This is a genomic window from Lysinibacillus sp. fls2-241-R2A-57 (assembly GCF_030209535.1).
Classification (GTDB): Bacteria; Bacillota; Bacilli; order Bacillales_A; family Planococcaceae; genus Lysinibacillus.
Window position 1 is genome coordinate 1 of the sequence record NZ_JARVRU010000099.1, and the last position, 24,923, is coordinate 24,923.

25 protein-coding genes, 1 tRNA gene, 1 other RNA gene, 1 pseudogene and 1 other annotated feature are annotated in these 24,923 nt (G+C 37.4%); of the genes and pseudogenes, 8 read left to right on the forward strand and 20 right to left on the reverse strand.

Going from position 1 to position 24,923, the window contains the following annotated elements; translation table 11 throughout:
- Window positions 1–207: 207 nt before the first annotated feature.
- The 6 genes from QRN68_RS16605 to ffs all read right to left on the reverse strand — a co-directional run bounded on the left by QRN68_RS16605 (window position 208) and on the right by ffs (window position 4,166).
- Complete coding sequence (locus QRN68_RS16605; protein WP_285398026.1) at window positions 208–480, reverse strand: pro-sigmaK processing inhibitor BofA family protein; 273 nt, start codon at window positions 478–480, stop codon at window positions 208–210.
- Window positions 481–628: 148 nt separating this feature from the next.
- Window positions 629–844, reverse strand: a complete 216-nt coding sequence (locus QRN68_RS16610; RefSeq protein ID WP_285398027.1) for a YaaL family protein — start codon at window positions 842–844, stop codon at window positions 629–631.
- 13 nt (window positions 845–857) lie between these two features.
- Window positions 858–1,454 (reverse strand): recombination mediator RecR, encoded by a 597-nt coding sequence (gene recR / locus QRN68_RS16615; protein ID WP_049662542.1) that lies wholly within the window; start codon window positions 1,452–1,454, stop codon window positions 858–860.
- Between the two features lie 11 nt (window positions 1,455–1,465).
- On the reverse strand, window positions 1,466–1,780 hold the full coding sequence (locus QRN68_RS16620; protein ID WP_079564086.1) for a YbaB/EbfC family nucleoid-associated protein: 315 nt from the start codon (window positions 1,778–1,780) through the stop codon (window positions 1,466–1,468).
- A 21-nt stretch (window positions 1,781–1,801) separates the two neighbouring features.
- Window positions 1,802–3,577: a DNA polymerase III subunit gamma/tau gene (gene dnaX / locus QRN68_RS16625; protein ID WP_285398028.1), complete on the reverse strand. Its 1,776-nt coding sequence runs from the start codon at window positions 3,575–3,577 to the stop codon at window positions 1,802–1,804.
- A gap of 321 nt (window positions 3,578–3,898) precedes the next feature.
- An RNA gene (gene ffs / locus QRN68_RS16630) (signal recognition particle sRNA large type) lies at window positions 3,899–4,166 on the reverse strand.
- Between the two features lie 182 nt (window positions 4,167–4,348).
- On the opposite strand from ffs, the gene QRN68_RS16635 reads away from it, so the two are divergent.
- The 4 genes from QRN68_RS16635 to QRN68_RS16650 all read left to right on the forward strand — a co-directional run bounded on the left by QRN68_RS16635 (window position 4,349) and on the right by QRN68_RS16650 (window position 8,244).
- Window positions 4,349–4,441 (forward strand) — tRNA-Ser (locus QRN68_RS16635).
- A gap of 296 nt (window positions 4,442–4,737) precedes the next feature.
- Window positions 4,738–6,000, forward strand: a complete 1,263-nt coding sequence (locus QRN68_RS16640; RefSeq protein ID WP_285398029.1) for an ATP-binding protein — start codon at window positions 4,738–4,740, stop codon at window positions 5,998–6,000.
- Complete coding sequence (locus QRN68_RS16645) at window positions 6,001–6,879, forward strand: response regulator (protein WP_285398030.1); 879 nt, start codon at window positions 6,001–6,003, stop codon at window positions 6,877–6,879.
- 90 nt (window positions 6,880–6,969) lie between these two features.
- A complete protein-coding gene (locus QRN68_RS16650) occupies window positions 6,970–8,244 on the forward strand; it encodes a cation:dicarboxylate symporter family transporter (protein ID WP_285398031.1) in 1,275 nt (424 codons plus the stop codon).
- Window positions 8,245–8,486: 242 nt separating this feature from the next.
- Here the strand turns inward: QRN68_RS16650 and QRN68_RS16655 are convergent, their stop codons facing one another.
- The 11 genes and pseudogenes from QRN68_RS16655 to QRN68_RS16700 form a co-directional block, all read right to left on the reverse strand.
- The gene (locus QRN68_RS16655; RefSeq protein ID WP_285398032.1) at window positions 8,487–9,113 is read right to left on the reverse strand and encodes an RraA family protein; all 627 of its coding nucleotides are present in this window, start codon (window positions 9,111–9,113) and stop codon (window positions 8,487–8,489) included.
- 331 nt (window positions 9,114–9,444) lie between these two features.
- The gene (locus QRN68_RS27095) at window positions 9,445–9,936 is read right to left on the reverse strand and encodes a methyl-accepting chemotaxis protein (protein ID WP_481817460.1); all 492 of its coding nucleotides are present in this window, start codon (window positions 9,934–9,936) and stop codon (window positions 9,445–9,447) included.
- A gap of 45 nt (window positions 9,937–9,981) precedes the next feature.
- Window positions 9,982–10,371 (reverse strand): annotated as a pseudogene (locus QRN68_RS27100) (PAS domain S-box protein); the annotation flags it as partial.
- A 167-nt stretch (window positions 10,372–10,538) separates the two neighbouring features.
- Window positions 10,539–11,132 (reverse strand): LOG family protein, encoded by a 594-nt coding sequence (locus tag QRN68_RS16665; RefSeq protein WP_481817459.1) that lies wholly within the window; start codon window positions 11,130–11,132, stop codon window positions 10,539–10,541.
- A 211-nt stretch (window positions 11,133–11,343) separates the two neighbouring features.
- Window positions 11,344–12,012 (reverse strand): deoxynucleoside kinase, encoded by a 669-nt coding sequence (locus QRN68_RS16670; protein WP_285398034.1) that lies wholly within the window; start codon window positions 12,010–12,012, stop codon window positions 11,344–11,346.
- On the reverse strand, window positions 12,009–12,647 hold the full coding sequence (locus tag QRN68_RS16675) for a deoxynucleoside kinase (protein WP_285398035.1): 639 nt from the start codon (window positions 12,645–12,647) through the stop codon (window positions 12,009–12,011). Before QRN68_RS16675 ends, QRN68_RS16670 begins: the two co-directional genes overlap by 4 nt.
- Before the next feature lie 229 nt (window positions 12,648–12,876).
- Window positions 12,877–15,288: a heavy metal translocating P-type ATPase gene (locus QRN68_RS16680; protein WP_285398036.1), complete on the reverse strand. Its 2,412-nt coding sequence runs from the start codon at window positions 15,286–15,288 to the stop codon at window positions 12,877–12,879.
- Between the two features lie 81 nt (window positions 15,289–15,369).
- Complete coding sequence (gene copZ, locus QRN68_RS16685; protein WP_285398037.1) at window positions 15,370–15,576, reverse strand: copper chaperone CopZ; 207 nt, start codon at window positions 15,574–15,576, stop codon at window positions 15,370–15,372.
- Between the two features lie 153 nt (window positions 15,577–15,729).
- The gene (locus QRN68_RS16690) at window positions 15,730–16,062 is read right to left on the reverse strand and encodes a metal-sensitive transcriptional regulator (protein WP_285398038.1); all 333 of its coding nucleotides are present in this window, start codon (window positions 16,060–16,062) and stop codon (window positions 15,730–15,732) included.
- A 79-nt stretch (window positions 16,063–16,141) separates the two neighbouring features.
- Window positions 16,142–17,095, reverse strand: coding sequence for a cation diffusion facilitator family transporter (locus QRN68_RS16695; protein WP_285398039.1), 954 nt, complete (start codon window positions 17,093–17,095; stop codon window positions 16,142–16,144).
- A gap of 20 nt (window positions 17,096–17,115) precedes the next feature.
- Window positions 17,116–17,451 carry an ArsR/SmtB family transcription factor gene (locus tag QRN68_RS16700; protein WP_285398040.1) on the reverse strand — a complete coding sequence of 112 codons (336 nt, stop codon included), beginning with the start codon at window positions 17,449–17,451 and terminating at the stop codon, window positions 17,116–17,118.
- A gap of 144 nt (window positions 17,452–17,595) precedes the next feature.
- Between QRN68_RS16700 and tadA the strand changes: the two genes are divergently transcribed.
- From tadA to QRN68_RS16715, 3 genes are all read left to right on the forward strand, one after another.
- The gene (gene tadA / locus QRN68_RS16705) at window positions 17,596–18,114 is read left to right on the forward strand and encodes a tRNA adenosine(34) deaminase TadA (protein WP_285398041.1); all 519 of its coding nucleotides are present in this window, start codon (window positions 17,596–17,598) and stop codon (window positions 18,112–18,114) included.
- 302 nt (window positions 18,115–18,416) lie between these two features.
- A complete protein-coding gene (locus tag QRN68_RS16710; RefSeq protein WP_285398042.1) occupies window positions 18,417–19,538 on the forward strand; it encodes an SPFH domain-containing protein in 1,122 nt (373 codons plus the stop codon).
- Between the two features lie 253 nt (window positions 19,539–19,791).
- Entirely contained in the window at window positions 19,792–20,034 is a 243-nt protein-coding gene (locus QRN68_RS16715; protein WP_285398047.1) for a TM2 domain-containing protein, read from the forward strand.
- Window positions 20,035–20,126: 92 nt separating this feature from the next.
- On the opposite strand, the gene serS is transcribed toward QRN68_RS16715, so the two are convergent.
- The 3 genes from serS to pdxS all read right to left on the reverse strand — a co-directional run bounded on the left by serS (window position 20,127) and on the right by pdxS (window position 23,202).
- Entirely contained in the window at window positions 20,127–21,407 is a 1,281-nt protein-coding gene (gene serS / locus QRN68_RS16720) for a serine--tRNA ligase (RefSeq protein WP_285398043.1), read from the reverse strand.
- A 72-nt stretch (window positions 21,408–21,479) separates the two neighbouring features.
- Window positions 21,480–21,703: a binding site (T-box leader), on the reverse strand.
- A gap of 49 nt (window positions 21,704–21,752) precedes the next feature.
- Window positions 21,753–22,316, reverse strand: a complete 564-nt coding sequence (pdxT, locus tag QRN68_RS16725; RefSeq protein WP_285398044.1) for a pyridoxal 5'-phosphate synthase glutaminase subunit PdxT — start codon at window positions 22,314–22,316, stop codon at window positions 21,753–21,755.
- Between the two features lies 1 nt (window position 22,317).
- Complete coding sequence (gene pdxS, locus QRN68_RS16730; protein WP_068986813.1) at window positions 22,318–23,202, reverse strand: pyridoxal 5'-phosphate synthase lyase subunit PdxS; 885 nt, start codon at window positions 23,200–23,202, stop codon at window positions 22,318–22,320.
- Between the two features lie 105 nt (window positions 23,203–23,307).
- Here pdxS and pdxR point away from each other — a divergent pair, with 105 nt between their 5' ends.
- Window positions 23,308–24,732 (forward strand): MocR-like pyridoxine biosynthesis transcription factor PdxR, encoded by a 1,425-nt coding sequence (gene pdxR, locus QRN68_RS16735; RefSeq protein WP_285398045.1) that lies wholly within the window; start codon window positions 23,308–23,310, stop codon window positions 24,730–24,732.
- Window positions 24,733–24,923: the final 191 nt, after the last annotated feature.

Here is a 24,923-nt window from a genome sequence, read left to right on the forward strand (position 1 = left end):
TAGCTACTAAAAACTTTATTGATTACGTTTTGCTTGTTCAGTTTTCAAGGTTCATCTCGTTACCGTTTCGCAACAGCAACTCTTATATAATATCACGCCTTCAACTAGATGTCAACAACTAAATTATTTCTTTAATTCATTTGTTTTTCACTAGTTATCTTAGCGACTCTTATTACTATACCACAATATTTTTGTATTGCAAGTGTTTTATAAAAATAATATTAAAGCAGTTATTCCTAATACACCCGGAATACCTAATATAGCAATTGTTAACACAGAAAATAGATTAATGGGTACATTATAGCCGGCATACCCTATACCCAAATGAATAATGAATAATAGAAGAAAAGCAAAAGCAAATCTAAACCAAAACACAGACATTCCTTCTAATATTTTACCCATTTTAGCATGTCTTATTATTATATAAAGAAAAAGAAGCACTACAGGCACACAAAAACTCATAATTACGAACCACGACACATGGTTTCCCCCTTAAGAATATAATTACGAAAGTTTATGTTTACTGTTTTGCTTCTATGAATATCAATTATACCTCGGCATAATTACGTCCTGAGTTCCTCTATTTCAGCGGATGTTTGGACACCCGCTAAAATAAGTTGAAAAACTATTATTTAATTAATACTCTCCGAATTCTAGCTTCCTTGAATAAATAATAATGTATACTCTCAGTTGCTTTTCGTTGAGCAATTACTTCTAAATCATAGTCATCTACTAATTCCTCAATTATCTTCGCCTGCTGTAAATCCTCTTTTGTTTCTTTTATAAGATTTACAAGCTTGTCATCGAATTCTTTTTTTAATTTCCCTTTACTGCGGAAGAACATATTAATCCCTCACTCACAATTCTCGGCGACCTTCCATTGCCTTCGACAACGTAACTTCATCTGCATATTCTAAATCTCCACCTACTGGTAGTCCGTGGGCAATACGTGTTGTTCGAATACCCGATGGCTTCACTAGACGAGAAATATACATAGCCGTTGCCTCACCCTCGATAGTTGAATTCGTAGCTAAAATAAGCTCCTGAACAGTCTCATCTTGTAAACGAACTAGCAGTGAAGCGACATTAATATCCTCTGGACCAATACCATCCATAGGTGAAATAGCTCCCTGTAATACGTGATACATACCATTGAAATCACGCATTTTCTCCATTGCAATCACATCTTTTGTATCTTGAACAACACAAATAATAGAATGATTTCGTTGTTTGTCGGTACAGATATGGCATGGATCTACATCAGTTATGTTGCCACATACGGAGCAGTAGCTTAAATTTCGTTTAGCATCAATTAATGCTTTGGAAAAGGATAAAACGTCATCCTCTTTCATTGTTAATACAAAAAACGCCAGACGGGCCGCGGTTTTCGGCCCGATACCTGGCAATTTCATAAAGCTATCAATTAGTTTCGATATTGGTTCTGGGTAGTACATTTATTTACCTCCTAGAATGGAAGGTTCATGCCCTGAGTGAATTTACCCATTGTTGCATTTGTTTTTTCATCTACTTTTTTCAATGCTTCATTTGTAGCAATAACAATTAAATCTTGTAGCATTTCGATATCATCTGGATCTACTACTGATGGATCAAGATTTACTTCTACGACTTCACGTTGACCAGTTACAGATACTTTCACCATACCGCCACCAGCTGCGCCTTCAAATTGCTCTGCATTTAAAGCCTCTTGAGCTTCCATCATTTCCTTTTGCATTTTTTGCATTTTTTTCATCATACCTTGCATATTTCCCATTCCACGCATAAACGTATTCCTCCTAAATGATTAATCTTCAACAATTTCAATAAAATCTTTACCAAATAGCTTTTCCGCTTCCGTCACAAGTGGATCTTGTGAAGCAAGTGGTTGAGCATCGTCGATAAACGGCTCTTCTGCCGGTGGTTCTAATAATTCCACTTCATGACCGGACTCATCCTGAGATTTTTTTTGCTGCTGCATGCCATGATCACGAATAAACTCTTCACGTAATTTTAACCAGGTCTCTTCAGGCGTACAAAGCATTTCGTACGTAGTACCGGTTTGCCCTGCAATTAATTGTGTGAATTGAGCTTTTAGGGATTGATTATCAGCAACCATTTGACAATGAATATCATACTTGAATTTTAACACAAAAGCACTTGAAGATGCCGCAACAGGTTCAGCTTCTGCTAAAAGAGCGGACTGAGATTTTTGCATTTGGCTTAACGCTTGTGCCCAAACCGATTTAATACGTTGCACATCTTGTTTTGTTGCATCCTTTAGCACCTCTTGAATACGACCTGTTGGTGCTTTATAGCCATTCGGACTTTTAGCTCGTGGACGTTGCTCTTTTGGCGCCTGTGTCGTTTGCATTGGACCACCAGCTTGTAATTGCGCTGATAGTTGTTGCACCATTTGCTCAAGTGCCACGATCTTTCGAGCGAGCTCAGGACTCATAACTGCCTCACCAGAAGTGGCAGTTTGACTAACTACCCCACCCGAAAACTGCACCATTTTAAGTAGCGCCGTTTCTAAGTAAATCTTTGTATGGTGGGAGAACCGCATTTCTTGTTGTGTTTTCGCTAAAATATCAATGTAGCCATATAACAAATCCGGTGCAAAATCATGCGCTAATGTAAACACTCGCTCCTCTGGAGACACTAACTCTAATAATTCAGCCAAATCATCACTTGTTTGCAGTAATAATAAGTCTCGGAAAAATGTAATCAGGTCCTCTGAAAGGCGAAGAGGGTCTTTTCCATCGGCAATAAGTTGTTCTAATAGCGCTAGCATTTGCGCGACATCTTTTACTTTTAGAGCTTCTGCTAATTCATAGAACACTTCCTGGCTGATGGAACCAGTAACAAGTAATGCATCCTCAAGCTTTAGTTTTTCTCCGCTGAAGGATACGACCTGATCTAATAAGCTTAAAGCATCACGCATACCACCAGCTGCTGATTGTGCGATTACCTTCAGACCTTGTTCCTCATATGGCAACTCAATATCCTCTAATACAACTTTCATGCGCTCAATAATATCGTTGGTCGAAAGACGCTTAAAATCAAAACGCTGGCAACGTGAAATAATCGTTGCAGGCAATTTGTGAGGCTCTGTCGTTGCTAAAATAAATACAGCATGAGAAGGTGGTTCTTCTAATGTCTTTAAAAGGGCATTGAAAGCACTTGTGGAAAGCATATGTACTTCATCAATGATATACACTTTATATCTGCTACTTGCAGGAGCAAATCGAACTTTCTCTATGATGTCTCGTATTTCTTCAACGCGAGAATTAGACGCCGCGTCAAATTCAATAACATCTGGGTGTGATCCGTCTGTAATACTTAAACAAGTAGCACATTCATTACAAGGCTCGCTTGATGGTGCATGCTCACAATTTAAAGCTTTTGCAAAAATTTTAGCTGTACTTGTTTTCCCCGTACCACGTGGGCCAGAAAACAAATAAGCATGTGTTGTTTTATTCGCTAGGAGAGCATTTTGTAGCGTTCTTTTGACATGTGCTTGGCCAGACATTTCTCGAAATGATTGCGGTCGATACACACGGTAAAATGCTTGATACGTCAATGATTTCCTCTCCTCTTCTTCATTATATAGAATAGTTCTATTATAGCATTTGCCATATTATTTATAAAATAGTGACACTGTTTTTTTAGAAATTTGAGACGATTCTCTTATAACACTACAGCTCTACATCAAATGTTGGGGTGAGACACAATGTGTACCTTCCTCAAAAGTTCTAGAGACTGCCCCTCCCTTTCTGCTGACTGACTACCAAGCCAGGTTTTAGCAAGGTTGTCGAGCATTTACCTCTATATAAAATATAAACTAATAAAAAAAACGCATCCGCCTATTGTAGACGGATGCGTATGAATTGGCAATTTAATGCCGTGCACCTTTCTTCGACAGCCGCACATAAGCGTTACTCTTGTCGTTAGCTCAGATTAGGCAACCCCGCGGCACATGAATAAGACCACTTAATGCTGCTTCCTTCCGGACCTGACATGGTTCATGGGTATCCATTGCGCAGGACCCAATCGTCAACACTACGTGCAAAAGGCAGACCAAACAATACGGACAGCCTCGAAAAAGGAATTCAGTCTCGCTAGAGCGGATTGCGAGTTACAGGACACCGCTACCTTCCCACCTAGCACGGCAATAACTAGTATACTGACTGTTTTCATAAATTGCAACTTAATACACACAATATTTATGTGGAATAATCTATCTGCAATGTAAATAAACAATTTTTATAAAAAACATAAAAATATGTTGACGTGGATTTAAAAACATGATAAATTAAGTTTTGTCGAAAAGACATGCAGTACTATATAGTATGGAGGTATACCCAAGTCTGGCTGAAGGGATCGGTCTTGAAAACCGACAGGCGGGTAACACCGCGCGGGGGTTCGAATCCCTCTACCTCCTCCATTTTTAAAATTCCGACTACGAATGTAGCCGTTTTTTTTTGCCAAAAAAAATTATATGTAACACTTACTTGATACCACTTCCACTTAGGTTGTGGTATTTTTTTATTTGTTACGAAAAATATTGTTTTAATAGTTAAGCTTAATCAAAAGCATTATTGTTGAAAAGATTCAAATTTCAAGTTCTCCTTCAACAGTTAAAGCATTCGTTCATAGCGTTGCCGAATGATACATGCTTTTTTTATAAAATCTTTTCTTTACTATACCGCTCTATTAAAATTGATTAGGGAGGATTTTTTAATGCAATCGAAAATTTTTATAACTCGTAATTCCCTCACTTGGATTATTATAATTGCTTTATTAACTGCAATCGGTAGTGAGATTAAAATAATGCCTTTCGCTGATACACCTTTTCGCTTTGGATTAGGAAGTATTATTTTCTTTTTATGTACACTACTTAGACCTACACCTATAATTTTGGCTGGATTTATGACAAGTATCGTGACAATAGTTTTTCGAGTTATCATTAATTACTCTTTACACGATATTCCATTAAAAGATAGTTTACTTACACATCTACCCGCAGCTGCATTCTATGTATTGTTTGCAATATGCCTACAAATTCTAAGCATTCATCAATATAGAGAAAAACCACTAATGCTAGGATTATTAGTTGCATTTAGTGAAGTCTTCAGTAATTTAGTAGAACAGCTATTTCGTTTTTTCGTTCATTCTTATACTTTTTTATTCCTTCATGATTTACTTATACTATTAGCAGTTGCTTTATTGCGTAGCTTTTTTGTAGTTGGTATTTATAGTTCTATTTTAATTGCTGAACAAAAAAAACGTGTTCAGGAAATGCTTACTATCGGATCAGATTTATATGTTGAGGCACTTTATTTAAAAAAATCTATGAACCATATCGAAACAATTACAGCCAGTGGGTTTGATTTATATCGACAATTAAAGTCGCTAGGCAATCGTGCGGAAAGTTTACAGGCACTCCATATTGCCCAGGAAATCCATGAAGTAAAGAAAGACTCACAACGTATTTATGCAGGTATCTCTAAAATTGTTGGTGAGAAGAGTTTTGGTACCCTTAGGTTGTCAGAATTATTACATTATATCGAAGACGGTAACAGTAAATATGCTGAATTACTCGGAAAAAACATTGAGTTTAAAATAAATATAGACGCCGATTTTCAAACGAAAGAGCATATTGCATTGCTTGCACTTTTGAATAATTTAACAGCTAATGCCATAGAAGCAATTGAAGAACAGGGTTTCATTTCTATTGCTATTGAGCAGCAACAGGATGATACTGTAATAACAGTATGTGATAACGGAAAGGGTATTTCACAAAGTGATCTCTCCATTATTTTTGAACCTGGATACACGACGAAATACAATGTGGACGGTGTCGCAGCAACTGGCATTGGGCTTTCACATGTTGCTGAATTAATTAATAAATTAAATGGCTCAATATCCGTTGAATCAAACAATCAAAACACGATGTTTAAAATTACAGTTCCTACGCAAACTATTCTAACGGGAGAGACTTAAATGAGATATTTTATTGTTGATGATGATCGTGCTAGTCGAGTCATGTTAAAACAAATTATTGAAGATAGTGGTTTAGGTATAGTTATTGGCGAAGCACGCAATGGAGAGGATGCCATTCCACAAATTTTAATGACACAGCCAGAGTTTGTGCTTATCGATTTGCTTATGCCTAAGCTTGATGGGATAGCAACAGTCGAGCATCTTATGCAAAATCGTTTTGAGGGACAATTTGTCATGATTTCTCAGGTAGTGAATAAGGAGATGGTCGGTGAGGCATATGAGCAAGGCATAGATTTCTTTATTCATAAGCCTATAAACCGGATTGAGGTGGAGAATGTTTTACGTAAGACAACGGAACAATTTCGCCTAAAAAACTCTTTGCTAGTTATTCGCCAATCACTTACAAGCATCGATCTAAGTGAACAAATAAATCATAAAGCAACTTCACGAGATCATATTCAATCCACCTTAAATGATATGGGTATCGTTGGCGAAATCGGAAGCGAGGACATTATTGCTATCATCGAAACATTGCTTGCCCATCAGCACAAGATTGCCCCTCTTCCTCCATTAAAGGAGTTATATGAGGAAATTGCTGCTGTTACAAAGGCTACTCCAGATGATATTTTGAAGGAAAGTAAAGCCATTGAACAGCGTGTGCGTCGTACTATATTAGCAGCAATGATAAACCTTGCTAATTTAGGTGTCGTTGATTATACAAACTCTGAATTCGAATACTATGCACCTCGCTACTTTGACTTTAAAGAGATTCGTCAGCTTATGACTCAAATAGAAGATCATCAAAATCGAAAAGCGAAAGTAAATATTAAGAAATTTATTCAGGTATTATATTCAGACATTTTAACAAAATTAAATTAATTTTCTCGGATTTTGTCGGATTTCATAAGTCCTCCGTAGTATTAAAGTAAGGCAAGTCCTAAAAATTTAATATTAGGGGGTACAAAGGGTTTGAAGAAGAAATTTAAAATCAGTCTAGCCACTCAAATTTTAATCGGTTTGACTTTAGGTATTATTATTGGCGGTATCTTTTACGGAAACCCCAAAGTTGAAACATATTTACAACCTTTAGGGGATATTTTTCTTCATCTAATTAAGATGATTGTTGTACCGATTATTATTTCGACTTTAATCGTTGGTGTTGCTGGAACTGGTGACATGAAACAGCTTGGACGATTAGGCGGGAAATCACTACTTTACTTTGAAATTATTACAACAGTAGCAATTGTAGTTGGTTTACTTTCCGCAAACATATTCCAGCCAGGCGCTGGTGTAAATATGGACGAGCTCTCTCAAGGAGATATTTCGAAATACGTTGCAACTACAGAAGAAGTAAAGCACGAAGGACCATTTGATATTATTGTCAGCATTGTACCGACAAATATCGTTCAGGCAATGGCTGAAGGTAATATGCTTGCTATCATCTTCTTCTCTGTTATTTTCGGTTTAGGGGTTGCTGCAATTGGCGAACGAGGCAAACCAGTATTAGACTTCTTCCAAGGGGTAGCAGATGCTATGTTCTGGGTAACTAACCTCGTAATGAAATTCGCTCCAATTGGGGTTTTTGGTTTAATCGGTGTAACCGTTTCCAAATATGGGTTCGCTTCACTAATACCACTTGGTAAACTTGCTGTACTTGTTTATGCAACAATGATATTCTTTATCTTTGTCGTTCTTGGTCTTGTGGCAAGATTCACGGGTATCAGAATTATGTTTTTAATTAAAGTACTAAAAGATGAGCTAATTTTAGCGTTCTCAACAGCAAGTTCTGAAGCTGTATTACCACGTATTATGCAGAAAATGGAGAAATTAGGTGCTCCAAAGGATATCGTATCCTTTGTTATTCCAACTGGTTACTCCTTTAACTTAGATGGTTCAACACTGTATCAAGCTATTGCAGCATTATTTATTGCTCAAATGTACGGTATTCACTTAAGCATTAGTGAACAAATTACATTAATGCTTGTATTAATGGTTACATCTAAAGGGATTGCAGGTGTTCCAGGGGTATCTTTCGTTGTACTTCTAGCGACTTTAGGTACTGTCGGCATTCCAGTTGAAGGTTTAGCATTCATTGCAGGTATCGACCGTATCCTTGATATGGGACGTACAGTCGTTAACGTAATTGGTAACTCACTTGCGTCATTAGTAATGGCGAAATGGGAAGGCCGTTTCGATACAGAAAAAATGAAAAATTACTTTAAAGATAACGAAAACTTAGCATAATAATTTTAAAAAACCTCACGATGTGGATGGCATCGTGAGGTTTTTTTACTTTGATTTGTTGAGGCATAATTGTGTCCGGAGGCTTTAATTTCTTTCAAGGGATGTTTGGAAACCCGCTGAAAAGTATCTTAAATCCGCATCCACCTCACCACCTATAGCGGTGGGAGACTTCTGTACCTGTCGCTATGCTTTCGGTACAAAAAACATTTGTAGCTGACGCTTTGCTTTCGCTACAAAAAACATTAACGGGAAGAAGCTAATACTTTATCTAAATAAGCAATAATTGATTCTTTTCCATTTACGTGTGCTTCTTGTGCACGTATTTCATCCTTTTGGATTTTTGCCTCAGCAGCTGCAACAATACGCTCTGCATCATCCTGAGGCACGACAACAACACCGTCCACATCCCCCATAATATAATCACCAGGATGGACAGTAACACCGCCAATAGCAATAGGAACATTTACTTTGCCACCTCCGTTTTTATTGCCAGCTGCTACCGTAGTACCCCGAGAAAATACAGGGAAATCTAGCTCACGAATAGCTGCAATATCACGTATAACACCATCTACGACAAAGCCCTGTACACCAATCCCTTTCGCTAACGAGAGAACAAAATCACCGGCAACAGCACGATTGGTATTCCCTTTAGCATCAATTACTAAAATATCACCTTCACTAGCAACTCGAATGGCTTCCAATACCGCACCGTTTTCGCCATCTGGTAAACGTACCGTTACCGCACGCCCAGCAATTTTGTAATGATCGGCTAATGGTTTAATACTACTGTGTAAATTTGTGTGTCCTCCTGTCGCATCCGAAACCGCAGTCGTCGGTAAATGCTTAAAACTTACTCCCACCTTTGTCATCTATAACACCCCTATTATGATTTATGAAAGCCTTACACAATTATTGTAAATAAAATTCATCCACTATTTCAATATATATCAGAAAATTAAAAATTATGTAAATAAAACTTTTAATCATGTTACTTTTAGGAGTAATTACATACAGGAAAAAGCGGGTTATATTATGCCTCAATTTTTATTTCAGGTGTATTGATTAAACATTTCTTTCATCATTTTTCCACTACAAGCTACAATCAGTTAAAAATGGGAATATATTAGCAAAATAGCAACCTAAAAATCCTTTTATCGCTCAATAAAATTTTTTCCTGGTCAACACGCCTGTTAAATTATTTTAAATAATTTCCATAAAATGCTTCGATTGTTCATCTAATGCCTCTGCTGCAGTAGCAATTTCAGCAAAGTCATTTGTTGTAACATTAATTTGACCATTTGTTCTTTCTACTTTTTTAGCTATACGTGTAATGCTTTCCGTGACTTGCCCAATCTCTCGCTCTATGCCCTCAACATTATCTTTTACTTCTGAAATAGATTGCTCGACCCTTACGGAAAGTTTTCTAACCTCTTTTGCTACAACATCAAAGCCTCTACCATACTCACCCGCTCTTGCTGCTTCAATAGCTGCATTCAATGCAAGTAAATTTGTTTGAGACGCAATCTCTTGAATGGTTTTTACAATACCTTTAATGGATTCAGCTTGCTTCTGTAGCTGCGCAAGATTTCTAACATTTTCGGCTGACTCTTGCGAAACCTCTTTAACTGTTGCCAGTAAATCCTCGTTATTTTGAATACCAGCCTCTGATCGACTATGAAGCTCTTCAGACATGACCTTTAATGTATCAGCTACATTAACAATTTCATTTTGACGTTCAGTAATATTAGTTGCAATTTTCGATACGCCAATAACCTTTCTTGAATTATTAGCAAAGACAGGCATATAGGTAGCCTCAAGCCAAATTCTATTTCCACTTGCATCCATTCTTTCGATTTTATCCTGATAGCTATTACCCGCAGCTAAGTTACGCCAAAATTTTTCATAATTTATACTACTTGCAAATTCCGGTAAACAAAAATCTTTATGATCTTTTCCTATCATTTCTTCAACTTTATAGCCTAAAGCTTTAGCAAAGAGTTCATTTACATAAGCAACTTTACGCTCCATGTCAAAACGGATAATGGCTATATTTCGTTCAATTGCCAGCACTACTAAATCATCAGTCACTTGTTTATCTATTTTCTGCATAACATACACCTCATTCATTTTATTAGCAAACTAAAATTGGATCATCACCATAACGTGTGGTTGATTTCCGTTCCGACTTATATACATCAAATGCCATCCACAACTTTCAGCAATGAGTATAAAATTTACATAAAAAAAATTAATTTACAGAAGAAGTGCTTTTGAAGATTAAAAACATGGGCATATTACCCATGTTTTTTTAAAAGATTTAATACTTCCTCCGATGTAGAAACTACATGAATAAGTGATTTTTGCTCAGCGCGTATAAAACCTTCCTCGAACATTTTCTGAAAATGTTGTAAAAGCGCATCATAAAAGTTATTTACATTATATAAAATTGCCGGCTTTTCATGTAGTCCAATTTGTGCCCACGTAAACACTTCAAAATATTCATCCATTGTACCGCCACCACCTGGTAGTGCTATAAAGGCATCTGCTAGCTCTACCATTTTTGCTTTACGTACATGCATAGACTCAACAAAATGAATTTCTGTTAACGAGGCATGCGCTAATTCCCGCTTCTGTAAATGAGTTGGCATCACGCCGATTACCTCTCCGCCAGCTGCTAATACAGCATCTGCGACTTTTCCCATCAGTCCTGCTTTCGAACCACCGTAAACTACACCATGACCATTTTGAGCTAATACCGTCCCTAATTCGGCTGCCTTCTCTGCATAAATTGGGTTTTTGCCTAAGCAAGAACCGCAATACACCGCTATTCTTATAATAATCCCTCCTATTATAAAAGACGTGACACAATAAGCTACATATTGTCTCACGTCTTTTGATCATTTATTTTCTTCAATTGCTTGGGCCTGCTGCTTCGCGTTCAGTTAGAACTCCAAAATTTAGCTTCCTATTGTTTTAGAAATATTAGCTTTATCTAACCTTCTATTTACGTAAATGACTTGTTTGTGCCTGCCGCTTCGCTTTCGGCCAGAACGCGATAGTTTCCTTACTATACATTAAAATTTAAACATAGTGTATTTCCTATTTACGCAAATGACTTGTTTGTTTTAGCATATGACTGATGCGGCTCACAATTGATTCAATTGCTTCAGGATTTTTTAATAAATCATAATCATTAATATCTAAACGTAGAACTGGGCATGAATTAAAGTTATTAATCCAGCTTTCATAACGTTCATGCATTTCAACCCAATAATCATTCGGTGTTTGTTGCTCCATCGTACGACCACGCTCTTGAATACGTCCAATAACAGAATCAATTGGTCCTTCTAAATAAACAAGTAAATCTGGATGCGGGAAATATGGTGTCATCACCATAGCATCAAATAAATTTGTATACGTCTCGTAATCTGTTGGGCTCATTGTACCTTTGTCATAGTGCATCTTTGCAAAAATTCCTGTATCTTCGTAAATTGAACGATCTTGAATAAACCCACCGCCATACTCGAAAATACGCTTCTGCTCCTTAAAGCGCTCCGCTAAAAAGTAGACTTGTAAATGGAAGCTCCATTTTTCAAAATCCTCATAAAACTTATCTAAGTACGGATTTGTATCCACCTTTTCAAATGACGTACGGAAGTTTAACGCCTCTGCCAACGCCTTTGTCATCGTTGATTTTCCTACGCCAACCGTACCAGCGATTGTAATGACTGTTTGTGGAGGAATATCATATTTCTCTCTCAAATTCATTGTTGCAAACTCCTTTGTTGTAACGTATCCTTTATTGTTTGTAAAACATATTTCAAGTCATCTGGATTTTTAACAAAATCAAGCTGATCACCATTAAATCGAATAACGGGAATTTCGGGGTGCATTTTCTCAAAATGCTCGATAAAGGTATGATAATCTGCCACAAGTTGTTCCATGTAATCTTGTGAAATCATTTTTTCAAATTCACGACCACGCATCGCAATGCGTTTCATCAACGTTTCCACACTAGCATGTAAATAAATAACTACATTTGGTACAGGCATATCTTTCGTTAATATTTTATAGATTTCTTCGTACTTATCATACTCCGTAGATGCTAATGTACGTTTTGCAAATATTAAATTTTTAAAAATATGATAGTCCGCTACAACAGGTTTCTCATGTGTTAAACGAAATCTTTTTATATCTGATAATTGTTTATAACGATTACAAAGGAAGAACATTTCCGTTTGGAAGCTCCATTCCTCAATGTTTTCATAAAACTTATTTAGAAAAGGGTTTTCGTCTACTATTTCTTTTAATAGATGGTAATTAAATGTCGCTGCAAGCTCTTTTGATAAAGAGGTTTTACCAACACCAATCGGACCTTCTACCGTAACAAATGGAACTGTCACCAGAAGCTCCTCCTTTATGTTCTATGGATTGTTTAGTCAGTGCTTTTCATTGTATCATAGCGAGGAAATGAAAAACAGAATCTAGCTATTCCTCTATTAAAATAGATGACAAGAAACGACAATCGGGAAGTGAAGTTCTTCGCCTGAGTTCCTCTATTTCAGTGGATGTTTTATCCCCCGCTGAAAGAGGATAAAAAAAAGACCCACCGAAGTGGATCTATCGTTACGCTTATAATTGAACTCGCTGTAAACGCAGTGCATTTAAAACGACAGATACTGAACTAAATGCCATCGCTGCACCTGCTACCCAAGGAGCTAGTAAACCAATTGCGGCAATTGGAATACCTAATGAATTGTAAGCAAATGCCCAGAATAAGTTTTGCTTAATGTTGCGCATTGTTTTGCGACTCATTATAATAGCATCCGCGATACTGTTTAAATCGCCACGAATCAGTGTAATATCTGCTGCTTCCATAGCCACGTCAGTACCGGTACCAATCGCCATCCCAATATTAGCTGTCGCAAGTGCCGGCGCATCATTAATGCCATCGCCAACCATCGCCACTTTTTTACCTTGTGCTTGCAGTTTTTTCACTTCATCTGCTTTGCCTTCCGGAAGAACTTCAGCAATGACATGATTTACACCAACTTCTGCTCCAATTGCTTGTGCTGTACGTTGATTATCACCAGTCATCATAATAACATCGATGCCCATTTCTTTTAGACGCTGAACTGCCTCTCTTGAAGTCTCTTTCACTGTATCTGCAACTGCTACTAGACCCGCATACTGACCGTTAATCGCAGCTAACATTGCGGTTTTACCATTTTCCTCTAATTGCTCCATTGTTGGTAAAATATCATCAATTTGAATACCATATTGTTTCATCAATTTACGAGTACCGATGACAACTCCTTGACCAGATACAGTCGCTTGCACACCGTAACCTGGTATTGCTTCAAAGAATTGAACATCTCCTAGCTCAATACCACGATCAGCAATTCCTTGAACGATTGCTTCTGCTAACGGATGCTCGGATTGCTTCTCTGCTGCGCCAATTAACGATAAAAAGCGTGCCTCGTCTTGATTCCCCGCTAATACAACATCCGTTAATACAGGTTTGCCGTGTGTCACTGTACCAGTTTTATCAACAACTACTGTATCGATGCTTTGTGTTTGCTCTAAATGCTCTCCACCTTTAAATAAAATACCAAATTCTGCCGCACGACCAGAGCCCGCCATAATAGATGTTGGCGTTGCTAATCCAAGCGCACATGGACAAGCGATAACGAGGATTGTAATTAATACTTCGAGTGCAGGCGTAAATTCGCCTGGTCGCACCCAAATAATCCAAATTAAAAACGATACAATCGCAATGCCGACAACGATCGGTACAAATATGCCTGAAATTTGGTCTGCCATGCGTTGGATTGGCGCTTTTGAGCCTTGTGCATCTTCTACAACTTTAATAATTTGAGCTAAAGCTGTATCGCGACCAACTTTAGTCGCTGTCATTTTAATAAAGCCATTTTTATTAATTGTTGAACCGAATAATAGGTCACCTTGCTTTTTATCAATAGGTAGACTCTCTCCTGTTAACATCGATTCATCAACAGCTGTTGTTCCTTCTAATACTTCACCATCAACAGGAATTTTTTCACCTGGTTTTACTAAAATTGTGTCGCCAATAACTACTTCTTCTAACGGGACTTCTTTTTCTACACCGTCACGGACAACGATTGCTGTTTTGGCTTGAAGACCCATTAATTTTTTGATTGCTTCAGACGAGCGACCTTTTGCTTTCGCTTCAAATAATTTTCCTAACAAAATTAATGTAATTAATACGGCACTCGTTTCAAAATATAGGTGCGGGACATGATTTGATCCCACGGTAATAATTGCTTGATAGACACTATAAAAATAAGCCGCAGATGTTCCCAAGACTACTAGTACATCCATATTGGCGCTACCATTGCGTAAAGCTTTGTATGCCCCAACATAAAATTGCTTCCCAACGATAAATTGAACGGGAGTGGCCAACACCATTTGCACCCACGGATTCATTAAAAATTCAGGAACATATAAAAATGATGTAAATGAAAAGTGTCCTACCATCGTCCAAAGTAATGGTAATGAAAGAATGGCCGAAAAAATAAATTTATTCTTCTGTTGTTTGATGGCCTCTTCTCGATGATCTACTGCTTCTTGCTCATCCGATTTTTGATGAGCTCCATATCCTAATTTTTCGATCCTTGCCATAATATCCGCGATTGTCACTTCAGATGGGTTAAATTCAATAGTTGCTTTTTCGAGCGCTAAGTTTACGTTCGCAGAAGATACACCTGTTAGTTTGTTTAAACCTTTCTCTATACGAGTGGCACAGGCTGCACATGTCATACCTGTAATATCAAATTCAGTTTTTTGTTTAACGACGCCATAGCCAAGAGCTTCAATTTTCTTTTCAAAGTCCTCTTCACTTAATTTTGTCGAATCATATTTAATCGATGACTTTTCAAGAGCTACATTAACTGTCGCCTGTTCTACACCATCCATTTTATTTAAACCTTTTTCTATACGAGTGGCACAGGCTGCACATGTCATACCTGTAATTTGCAAATTCGCTTCCTTCATTTCTGAACTCATGATCATTTCTCCTCCCTACATACCAACAGGGGGTATGTAAAATTGAAAATAAGAGAGTGCTACATGAGCACCCTACTTCTATTATTTAACGTCATAGCCTTGATCGTCGATTGTTTCCTTAATTTGGTCTAGAGATACTTGTGTTTCGTCAAATGCTACATCTACTAAACCATCAGCTAAGTTTACTTTTACTTGTTCAACACCAGCTAAAGCTCCAACATTTTTTTCCACTGAATTTACACAATGTCCGCATGACATTCCTTGTACGTTTAAAGTTACGTTTTGCATAAAATATCTCTCCTTTAATTTATATTCTTGACGCTTTGCTTTCGCTACAGAAAATAATTGTAGCTGACGTTTTACTTTCGCTACAGAAAAAATTGTAGCTGACGCTCTGCTTTCGCTACAAAAAACATTTGCTGAAAGAAGTTAAAAAAACTTTTACTTCTTCATTAATTTTTGAATGGTTACTACTAATTCATCCAACACTGCTTCATCACCTTCGGATAGGCGGTCTACTACACATCCCTTTAAATGGCCTTCTAATAATATTTTTGCTACGCTATTTAAAGCAGACTGTGTGGCAGACAGTTGCGTAATAATATCATCACAGTATACGTCTTTTTCAATCATCCCTTTAATACCTCGGATTTGACCTTCAACTCGATTTAAACGAGTCGTTAAATCTTTTTTAACGCGTTCTGGATGATGGCTTTTTCGATGTGACGTAGTGCCTTCTGCATGACAAATATCTTCTTCCACTTTGTCCTCCAATTGAATGCACCTCCCATTTCACATTCATAGTACCATACCCACGAAGGGTATGTAAAGTAGAAAATTTTTTATGAGTTAGTTAATGATGATGATCATGATGTGACTGCTCACTTTTTATTGTACATAAAATTGATTTATCATGCTTATGCGCTTCTGTTTCCAATTGAATCGTTACATGCTTTATGCCCTTATGCTCAAGATTATGTTCAATTTTCCGTAATATATGCTCACTATCCGCAATTTTTAACTGTTCATTAACAACTGCATGACAGGAAAGTGCATTTACTCCACTTGTTATTGTCCAAATGTGTAAATCATGAATACTTTGAACGCCATTTGTTTGTACAATAGTTTGTATGATTTCTTCAACGTCAACGTTTGAAGGTGTTCCTTCCATGAGAACATGGACAGCAGCCTTCGTTACATAGTAGCCGCTTCTTAATACTAATGCTGCAACAATAACACTCGCAAGTGGATCAGCCCAGCCCCAGCCAAAGAACATCATTAATAGTGCGGCAACGATAGCTCCTACAGAACCAAGCATATCACTTAAGACGTGTAAATAAGCTCCACGCATATTTAAATTATCTTTTGTATCACTGCCACGCATCATAATCCAAGCTACCAAAAAATTTATCAAAAGACCGATTGTACTAATAATTAGCATACCTGTTGTTGCCACTTCTGGTGGATTTGCAAAGCGTTCTATTGCCTCATAGAAAATGAATAAAGCAATTAAAATTAATGTCACACCATTTAATACCGCCGCTAAAATTTCAAATCGTTTATAGCCGTATGTTTTACTATAGCTTGCTACCTTTTCACCAAACATAAAAGCAAGTAAGGCGATCGCTAAGGAAATGGAGTCACTTAACATATGTCCTGCATCTGATAAAAGAGCCAAACTATTTGTTACATAGCCGCCAATCGCTTCAACAATCATATAACTCGTAATGATAATAAATGATACTATTAACACTTTTTTATTTGCGCCATGTGTATGGTCATGGCCGTGATCATGATTATGTCCCATGGTTTATCCCTCCATTAAATCTAATTGTGTGCAGCATGCTCAATAGCTTGCTTCAATAAATTCATAATATGATCGTCATCTGTTGAATAATATAAGGTCGTACCCTCTCTTCTAAATTTCACTAAACGCAAATTTTTCAAAAAACGTAACTGGTGTGAAACTGTTGATTGACCTAAATCTAAAATTTCAGCAATGTCGTTGACTGAATGTTCATCTGTACACAATAAATTTAAAATGCGAATTCTTGTCGGATCACTTAATGCTTTGAATGTTTGAGACACGACGAATAATGTCTCTTCGTCTAAATGCTGGTTATCCCCCCCTTGCATTTCCGTATTTTTTAATAGTTCATCCATATTAGTTTACCCCCAACAATTTTTATTTATATATATGAGCATGTGTTCATATATGAATATAGATGAATCTTTTGGAAATGTCAATGTTTAAAGTAGCAATTGTCAATTAGTCAAGATACACTAAATGATAAGGAGAGATATTTCGTGGATATTTTTGAAACAGATCGTCTATTTATGAAACAAGCACTAGAAGAAGCAAAAAAAGCGGCTGTACTAGGAGAAGTGCCTATAGGAGCTGTACTTGTTTACGATGGAGAAATTATTGCAAGAGCTCATAATTTACGCGAAACAACGCAAAATGCGACAACTCACGCTGAACTAATGGTTATACAAGAGGCATGTAAAAAAATAGGGAGCTGGCGCCTTGAAAAAACAACACTCTATGTGACGCTAGAGCCTTGCCCGATGTGTGCAGGCGCAATTTTGCAATCACGTGTGCCGCGTGTCGTATATGGTGCAAGAGATATAAAAGCAGGCTGTGTAGATTCACTCTACCGTTTATTAAACGATGCACGCTTTAACCATGAATGTGAAGTAACGGAAGGTATTTTAGCGGAGGAGTGCGGACAAATCTTAACCGATTTTTTCCGAGCTTTACGTGAACGAAAAAAGGCTGAGAAAAAGGCACGACAGGCATTAATTGTTGAAAATGAAGAATTTTAATTAAAGAAGGTGACTCAAGAAATACTTGGGACACCTTCTTTTTTCTGCTAAAAAACTTTTCATCATTGGGTTGGGAGTTCGGAACTCATAAAAGTTTTATTATGGGGATTTCTAAAACGTGTGCCATGTATATAAGTTGATTAGCTATACAAGCTAGGCGTGTCGCTTCGTTGCAAAAACCTTTGCTGAACGAAGATAAAATATTGACATATATAAACCCAAAAGGGAGAATATAACTAGTTATATTTTTATTTTATTGTAAATAAATAGGGAGGTAAATTTAAATACCTATTCTTAATAGAGTGAAGTTTGATGGATTACGCTCACGTGATTGGTTAATTTACAAACATCCAACTGAAAAGCTAGTGTTAGGTACTACACTTATTGTCAATGAAGGTCAAGTGGCTATTTTTGTGAAGGGTGGACAAATATGTGATGTGTTTAATTCAGGCACGCATGTTTTATCAACTAATAACTTACCATTACTTCATCATGTTGTGAATTTTGCATATGGAGGGGATACACCTTTTTCAGCAGAAATCTACTTTATAAATCTCTCGGTAAAATTGGATTTATATTGGGGAACCTCTGATCCTATCCAACTAATTGACCCAAAATACTTTGTAAAATTACGTATACGAGCATTTGGACAATTGGCTCTTCGCCTTGATGACTACTTATTGTTCTTTACAGAAGTTATAGGCTCTATGAATAAAGATGATATTGTTAGTTTTGAAAAAGTACAAGATTACTTTAAAGGTTCTCTTATTACATCCATAAAAACTGAACTTGCAAATAAAATTATTAATGAGAAAATCTCTGCACTAGAAATAACAACAGAGCTTCATAATATTTCAAATAGTTTAAAAGGAAAAATATCTGAAGAATTCAATACGTACGGCTTTATAATGGCCCATTTCCATATTCAATCAATTAATTTCCCAGAGGAAGATTTCGATAAGATAAATCAAATTTTACAAGATAAAGCCAAATTCGAAATTATGGGTGACAATCGTTATGTAACACAACGTAGCTTTGATATATATGAGTCTGCTGCGTCAAATGAAAATGGAGTAGCTGGGTTATTTGCATCTAGTGGAGTTGGCTTAGGTGTAGGTCAAGGAATGATAACGATGATGAATCAACAAGTACAGCAGCCCGGTAATAATATCACACATATAATATGCCCTTCTTGCCATGGTAATATCTTATCTACTAGTAAATTTTGCAACTTATGTGGTGAAAATTTAACGCGTCAGATCATTACATGTCATTCTTGTCAGAGTGAAAACGAAGAATCATCAAAATTCTGTTGTTCTTGTGGAATTAGTTTACACAAGCCTGTTTGTTCATGTGGACAAGAACTAGATGTTACTTCTAAATTTTGTAATAACTGCGGTACCCAAGTTAAATCAATTCAATAGTTAATAATTACAGTGTAGTTAAAAACAATACATCAGAAAATATAAATTAAACAAATATCATTGATTAGGAGATATTGACATGAAAAATATCGAATGTCCGCAATGTGGTGCAGCGGCTGATGTCACATTAGCTCAATGTAAATATTGTGGTGAAAAATTTAATTTCCAAAAAGAACAGCAAATTGTGCAGCAACCAGTCTATCAACAGCAATCACAGCCTGTATATCAAACACAGCCCCACCATTCAGCTCCTATGTATGATGGCATCAACCCTTCTTGGCCAATAAAAAATAAAACGGTTGCAGGGGTACTTGCTATCTTTTTAGGTGGAATCGGAATCCATAAATTTTACTTAGGAAAAATTGGACAAGGTATATTGTATCTAATCTTCTTTTGGACATATATCCCAGCTTTTATAGCCTTTATTGAGGGCATTATTTACTTACTTTCTAATGAACATAATTTCTCTGTGAAACATCGAGTTCGCCCTCGCTAACCTACTTTAAAAAAAGAAAAACTACTGTTGAGATTAGATTTTCAACAGTAGTTTTTTCTTTTCACTCCAGCCCGCTTCGCTTTCGACTCAGTTTATTTTGGAGCAATTACTTCTTTTCCGCCCATATACGGTCTTAATACTTCAGGAATCACTACGCTACCATCAGCTTGCTGATAATTTTCTAGGATTGCTGCTACTGTACGACCGATTGCAAGACCTGAGCCGTTTAATGTGTGTACGTACTCTGGTTTAGCATTTGGCTCACGGCGGAAGCGAATATTTGCTCGACGTGCTTGGAAATCTTCAAAGTTAGAGCAAGAAGAGATTTCACGGTACATGTTTTGAGCAGGAATCCAAACCTCTAAATCATATTTTTTCGCTGCAGTAAAGCCTAAATCAGCTGTACACATTTTTAATTTACGGTATGGTAACCCTAATAATTGCAGTACTTTTTCAGCATGACCTGTTAATAATTCTAGCTGCTCATAAGATTCTTCTGGTTTTACAAAGCGAACTAATTCTACTTTGTTGAATTGATGTTGGCGAATTAAACCACGTGTATCACGACCCGCAGATCCTGCCTCTGAACGGAAGCAAGCACTATATGCTGCAAAGCCTTGTGGTAATGCTTCAACAGGTAAAATTTCATCACGGTAGAAGTTTGTTACAGGTACTTCTGCTGTTGGAATCATGAAATAATCTGTGTCATCTAATTTAAAAACATCTTCTTCAAATTTAGGAAGTTGTCCTGTACCAGTTAAGCTATCACGGTTAACAATTACAGGTGGTAGCATTTCTTCATAGCCATGCTCTTCTGCATGTAAGTCCATCATAAACGTCATTAATGCACGTTCTAAACGAGCGCCAAGACCACGATAGAATAAGAAACGACTACCTGTCACTTTTGCACCACGTTCAAAGTCAACAATTTGTAAGTCCGTAGCGATATCCCAGTGTGCTTTAATGTCGAAATCAAATGTTGGCACCTCACCCCAAGTATATTCCTCTACATTATCATCCTCTGTTGTGCCAACAGGTACAGATTCATGTGGAACGTTTGGTAAACGCATCATCATATCTTTAAAGCGATCTTCTACATCATTTAATTGGACATCTAACTCTTTAATTTCATCGCCAACCTGACGCATACGAGCAATAACTTCATCCGCATTTTCTTTATTACGCTTCATAATAGAAATTTGCTCAGATACTTTATTGCGCTCAGCTTTAAGCTCTTCCGTTTTTGCAATTAATTCACGACGCTTTGCATCTAATTGTTCAAAATCGTCTAAGTTTCCTAAATCCTCATTACGTGTTAATAGCATTTCTTTAATTTCCGCGAAATTGTCGCGCACGCGTTTAATATCTAACATCGTCATACCTCCAGTAGATTCTTAATGATGGGAAAATAGTTAGTAAAAACACAAAAAAGCCCTCATCCCCAAAAAAGGGACGAGAGCTACCCGCGTTGCCACCCTAATTGACTAGACACTTTGTACTTTGTCTAATCCACTTATTTCATAACGGCATTTCAGCCGGCGACAGCCTACTTCATTCACTTCGACTGCGCAACTCCAGGACGGATTCACAAGTGCTTTTATCAGCTTCCACCACCCGCTGACTCTCTAAAAAAAACGTGCTTGTTACTACTTCCCATCATCGTGTTAAGTTATTTAAATTTTATCCATACTGTACTATATGAATTGAGATTTTGCAAGTCATACCATAAAAGATACAAAATATTCTAGAATACGTGTATCTTCCGTTAATTCAGGATGGAAGGAACAACCTAATAAATGACCGTCTTTTGCTAACACGATTTTCCCGTCATGCTCGGCTAAAACTTTAACACCTTCACCTACAGAAACAATATGTGGCGCGCGTATAAAGACAGCCGGAATGGCAGGTCCTATTTCAGGTATGTCGAGCTTCACTTCAAAGCTATCTACTTGACGTCCATAAGAATTCCGTGCAACTACCACGTCCATTACTGCTAAATGTGATTCATAATCCACTAAGTCCTTTGCTAATAAAATCAATCCTGCACATGTTCCAAACATCGGTAGCCCTTGTTTCGCAAGTGTGCGAATTGGTTCCAATAGCTCATATCGATTCAGTAATTTTCGCATTGTTGTACTTTCTCCACCAGGCAAGACAAGTCCATCAAGCTGCTCTAAATCCGCACTTTGTTTTACTAAGACAGCTTCACATCCAAGTGATTCTAACATTTGTACATGCTCTCGCACCGCTCCCTGTAATGCTAAAACACCGATTCGCTTCATCTTACCAGCCTCGCTCCTGCATACGCTCATTTTGACTAAGCTGTGCAATATCGATGCCTTTCATCGGAACACCTAACTCTTTTGAAATTTCAGCAATTAGCTTATAGTCCTTATAATGCGTTGTAGCTTCAACAATTGCACGAGCAAATTTCTCTGGGTTTTCTGATTTAAAAATACCAGAACCAACGAATACACCGTCCGCTCCAAGCTCCATCATTAATGCTGCATCAGCTGGCGTAGCAACTCCACCTGCTGCAAAATTAACGACAGGTAAACGGCCAAGACGCTTAATTTCTCTTAATAACTCAAAAGGAGCACCAAGTAATTTAGCCTCTGTCATTAATTCGTCCTCTGTCATACCAACTACTTTACGTACTTGTGCATTCACCTTACGAATATGGCGAACAGCCTCTACAATATTACCTGTACCTGGTTCACCCTTAGTTCGTAGCATGGAAGCCCCCTCGCCAATGCGTCGCGCTGCTTCTCCCAAATCACGGCAGCCACAAACAAATGGCACTGTGTAATCACTTTTTAATAAATGAAACTCCTCATCCGCTGGAGTTAATACTTCGCTTTCATCAATATAATCAACGCCCATTGCTTCTAAAACTCTTGCTTCAACGATATGTCCAATGCGTGCTTTAGCCATTACCGGAATAGATACAGCCCCCATTACCTCCTCGACAATACGAGGATCTGCCATGCGTGCAACTCCACCCGCCTTACGAATATCTGAAGGTACTCGTTCTAATGCCATGACAGCTACAGCTCCTGCCGCTTCTGCAATTTTCGCCTGCTCTGCATTAATAACATCCATAATGACGCCACCCTTTTGCATCTCCGCCATACCACGTTTTACTAACTCTGTACCTGTTTGTTTCATGATTTCTAACCTCCACCTGTTTGATGAAATTTAGTATAATAGAAATTGACCATATAAAAATATCCAGTTTACAAAATAATCATAGGGTCAGGAGAGTGAAAGAACATGGACATGCTATTATTTCAGCTAGAAAAAAATGGTGAAAAACCGCTCTATGACCAGCTTTATAGCGGCATTAAAGAAGCTATTATTACAAAGAAAATAGCAGTAGGAGAAAAATTACCATCAAAAAGAAAATTAGCCGATTTTTTGAATATTTCTCAAACAACAATTGAAATTGCGTATGCACAGTTACTTGCAGAAGGCTATATTATGTCTAAATCCCGCGTTGGTTATTTTGTAGAGGAAATTGACGAACTTCCGTATATTCAGCAAGACACAATAGCTTCTTTACACGAACAACCTAAGAAAAAATCGTACAAGATAGATTTTAATCCTGGTTCTATTGATATCGATGCCTTCCCATTTCAAACATGGCGGAAATATGCGAAAGAGCTCTTTGATGATGCCTCAAAGGAATTATTATTAACGGGTGAGCCTCAGGGAGAACTATCTTTACGAACGGAGATTGCTAATTATTTATTTCAATCACGCGGGGTTGTTTGTAGTCCCAAGCAAATTGTCATCGGCTCAGGAACAGAACAGCTTCTACCAATGATATTGCGCCTCTTTGGGGACGAAACTTGCTTTGCACTTGAAAACCCAGGCTATCCAGCTGTACATCGTATGTTTTCACAGCATAAACGAAAAGTCTATCCAATTGCGGTCGATGATGAAGGAATTGTTATTCATGAGCTCGAAAAAACTAGTGCCAACGTTGTTTATATAACGCCATCACATCAATTCCCAACAGGAGCCGTATTATCAGCAACAAGACGTGCACAGGCTTTAAATTGGGCCGCACAAAGCTCCACTCGATACATTATTGAAGATGATTACGATTCCGAATTTCGTTATACTGGAAAACCAATTCCTGCACTTCATGCATTAGATCGAAATGATAAAGTCATTTATATGAGTACCTTTACAAAATCCTTAATGCCATCTTTGCGTGTTGCTTATTTTGTACTTCCGCCAAAATTACTTACTACTTATAATGATGTATTTAATTACTATTCATCAACAGTACCTCGTTTCGATCAACACATCGTAGCTAATTTTATGCGTGATGGTCACTTTGCAAAGCATTTAAATCGAATGAGGAAGGTTTATCGAAAAAAGCATGAAAAACTCACTTCTATTTTAGAAAACTATTCTAATCAAATTAAAATTACTGGCGAGCAAGCAGGCATGCATATTTTACTTGATGTACAGCATGCTTTGTCTGAAAAGCAATTACAGCAGCTTGCCTCCAATGCGGAAATCAAAATCTATCCACTATCTGATTATCGCCTGGATCACTCCACACCCTCACAAGCTCAATTTTTACTAGGTTTTGGAAGTATACCTGTAGATGAAATAGAATCATTCATTGAAAAGCTAATGGACTGTTGGGATATACAGAAAAAACACCCATCAACCTCAAGTTAAAGGGGTTGATGGGTGTTCCTTCTATATCTTCATCCAGCAAGTTTTTTTTGTAGTAAAAGCGAAACGTCAGCTACAGATGTTTCTTGTAGCGAAAGTGAAACGTCAGCTACAAATGTTTCTTGTAGCGAAAGTGAAACGTCAGCTACAAATGTTTCTTGTAGCGAAAGTGAAACGTCAGCTACAAATGTTTC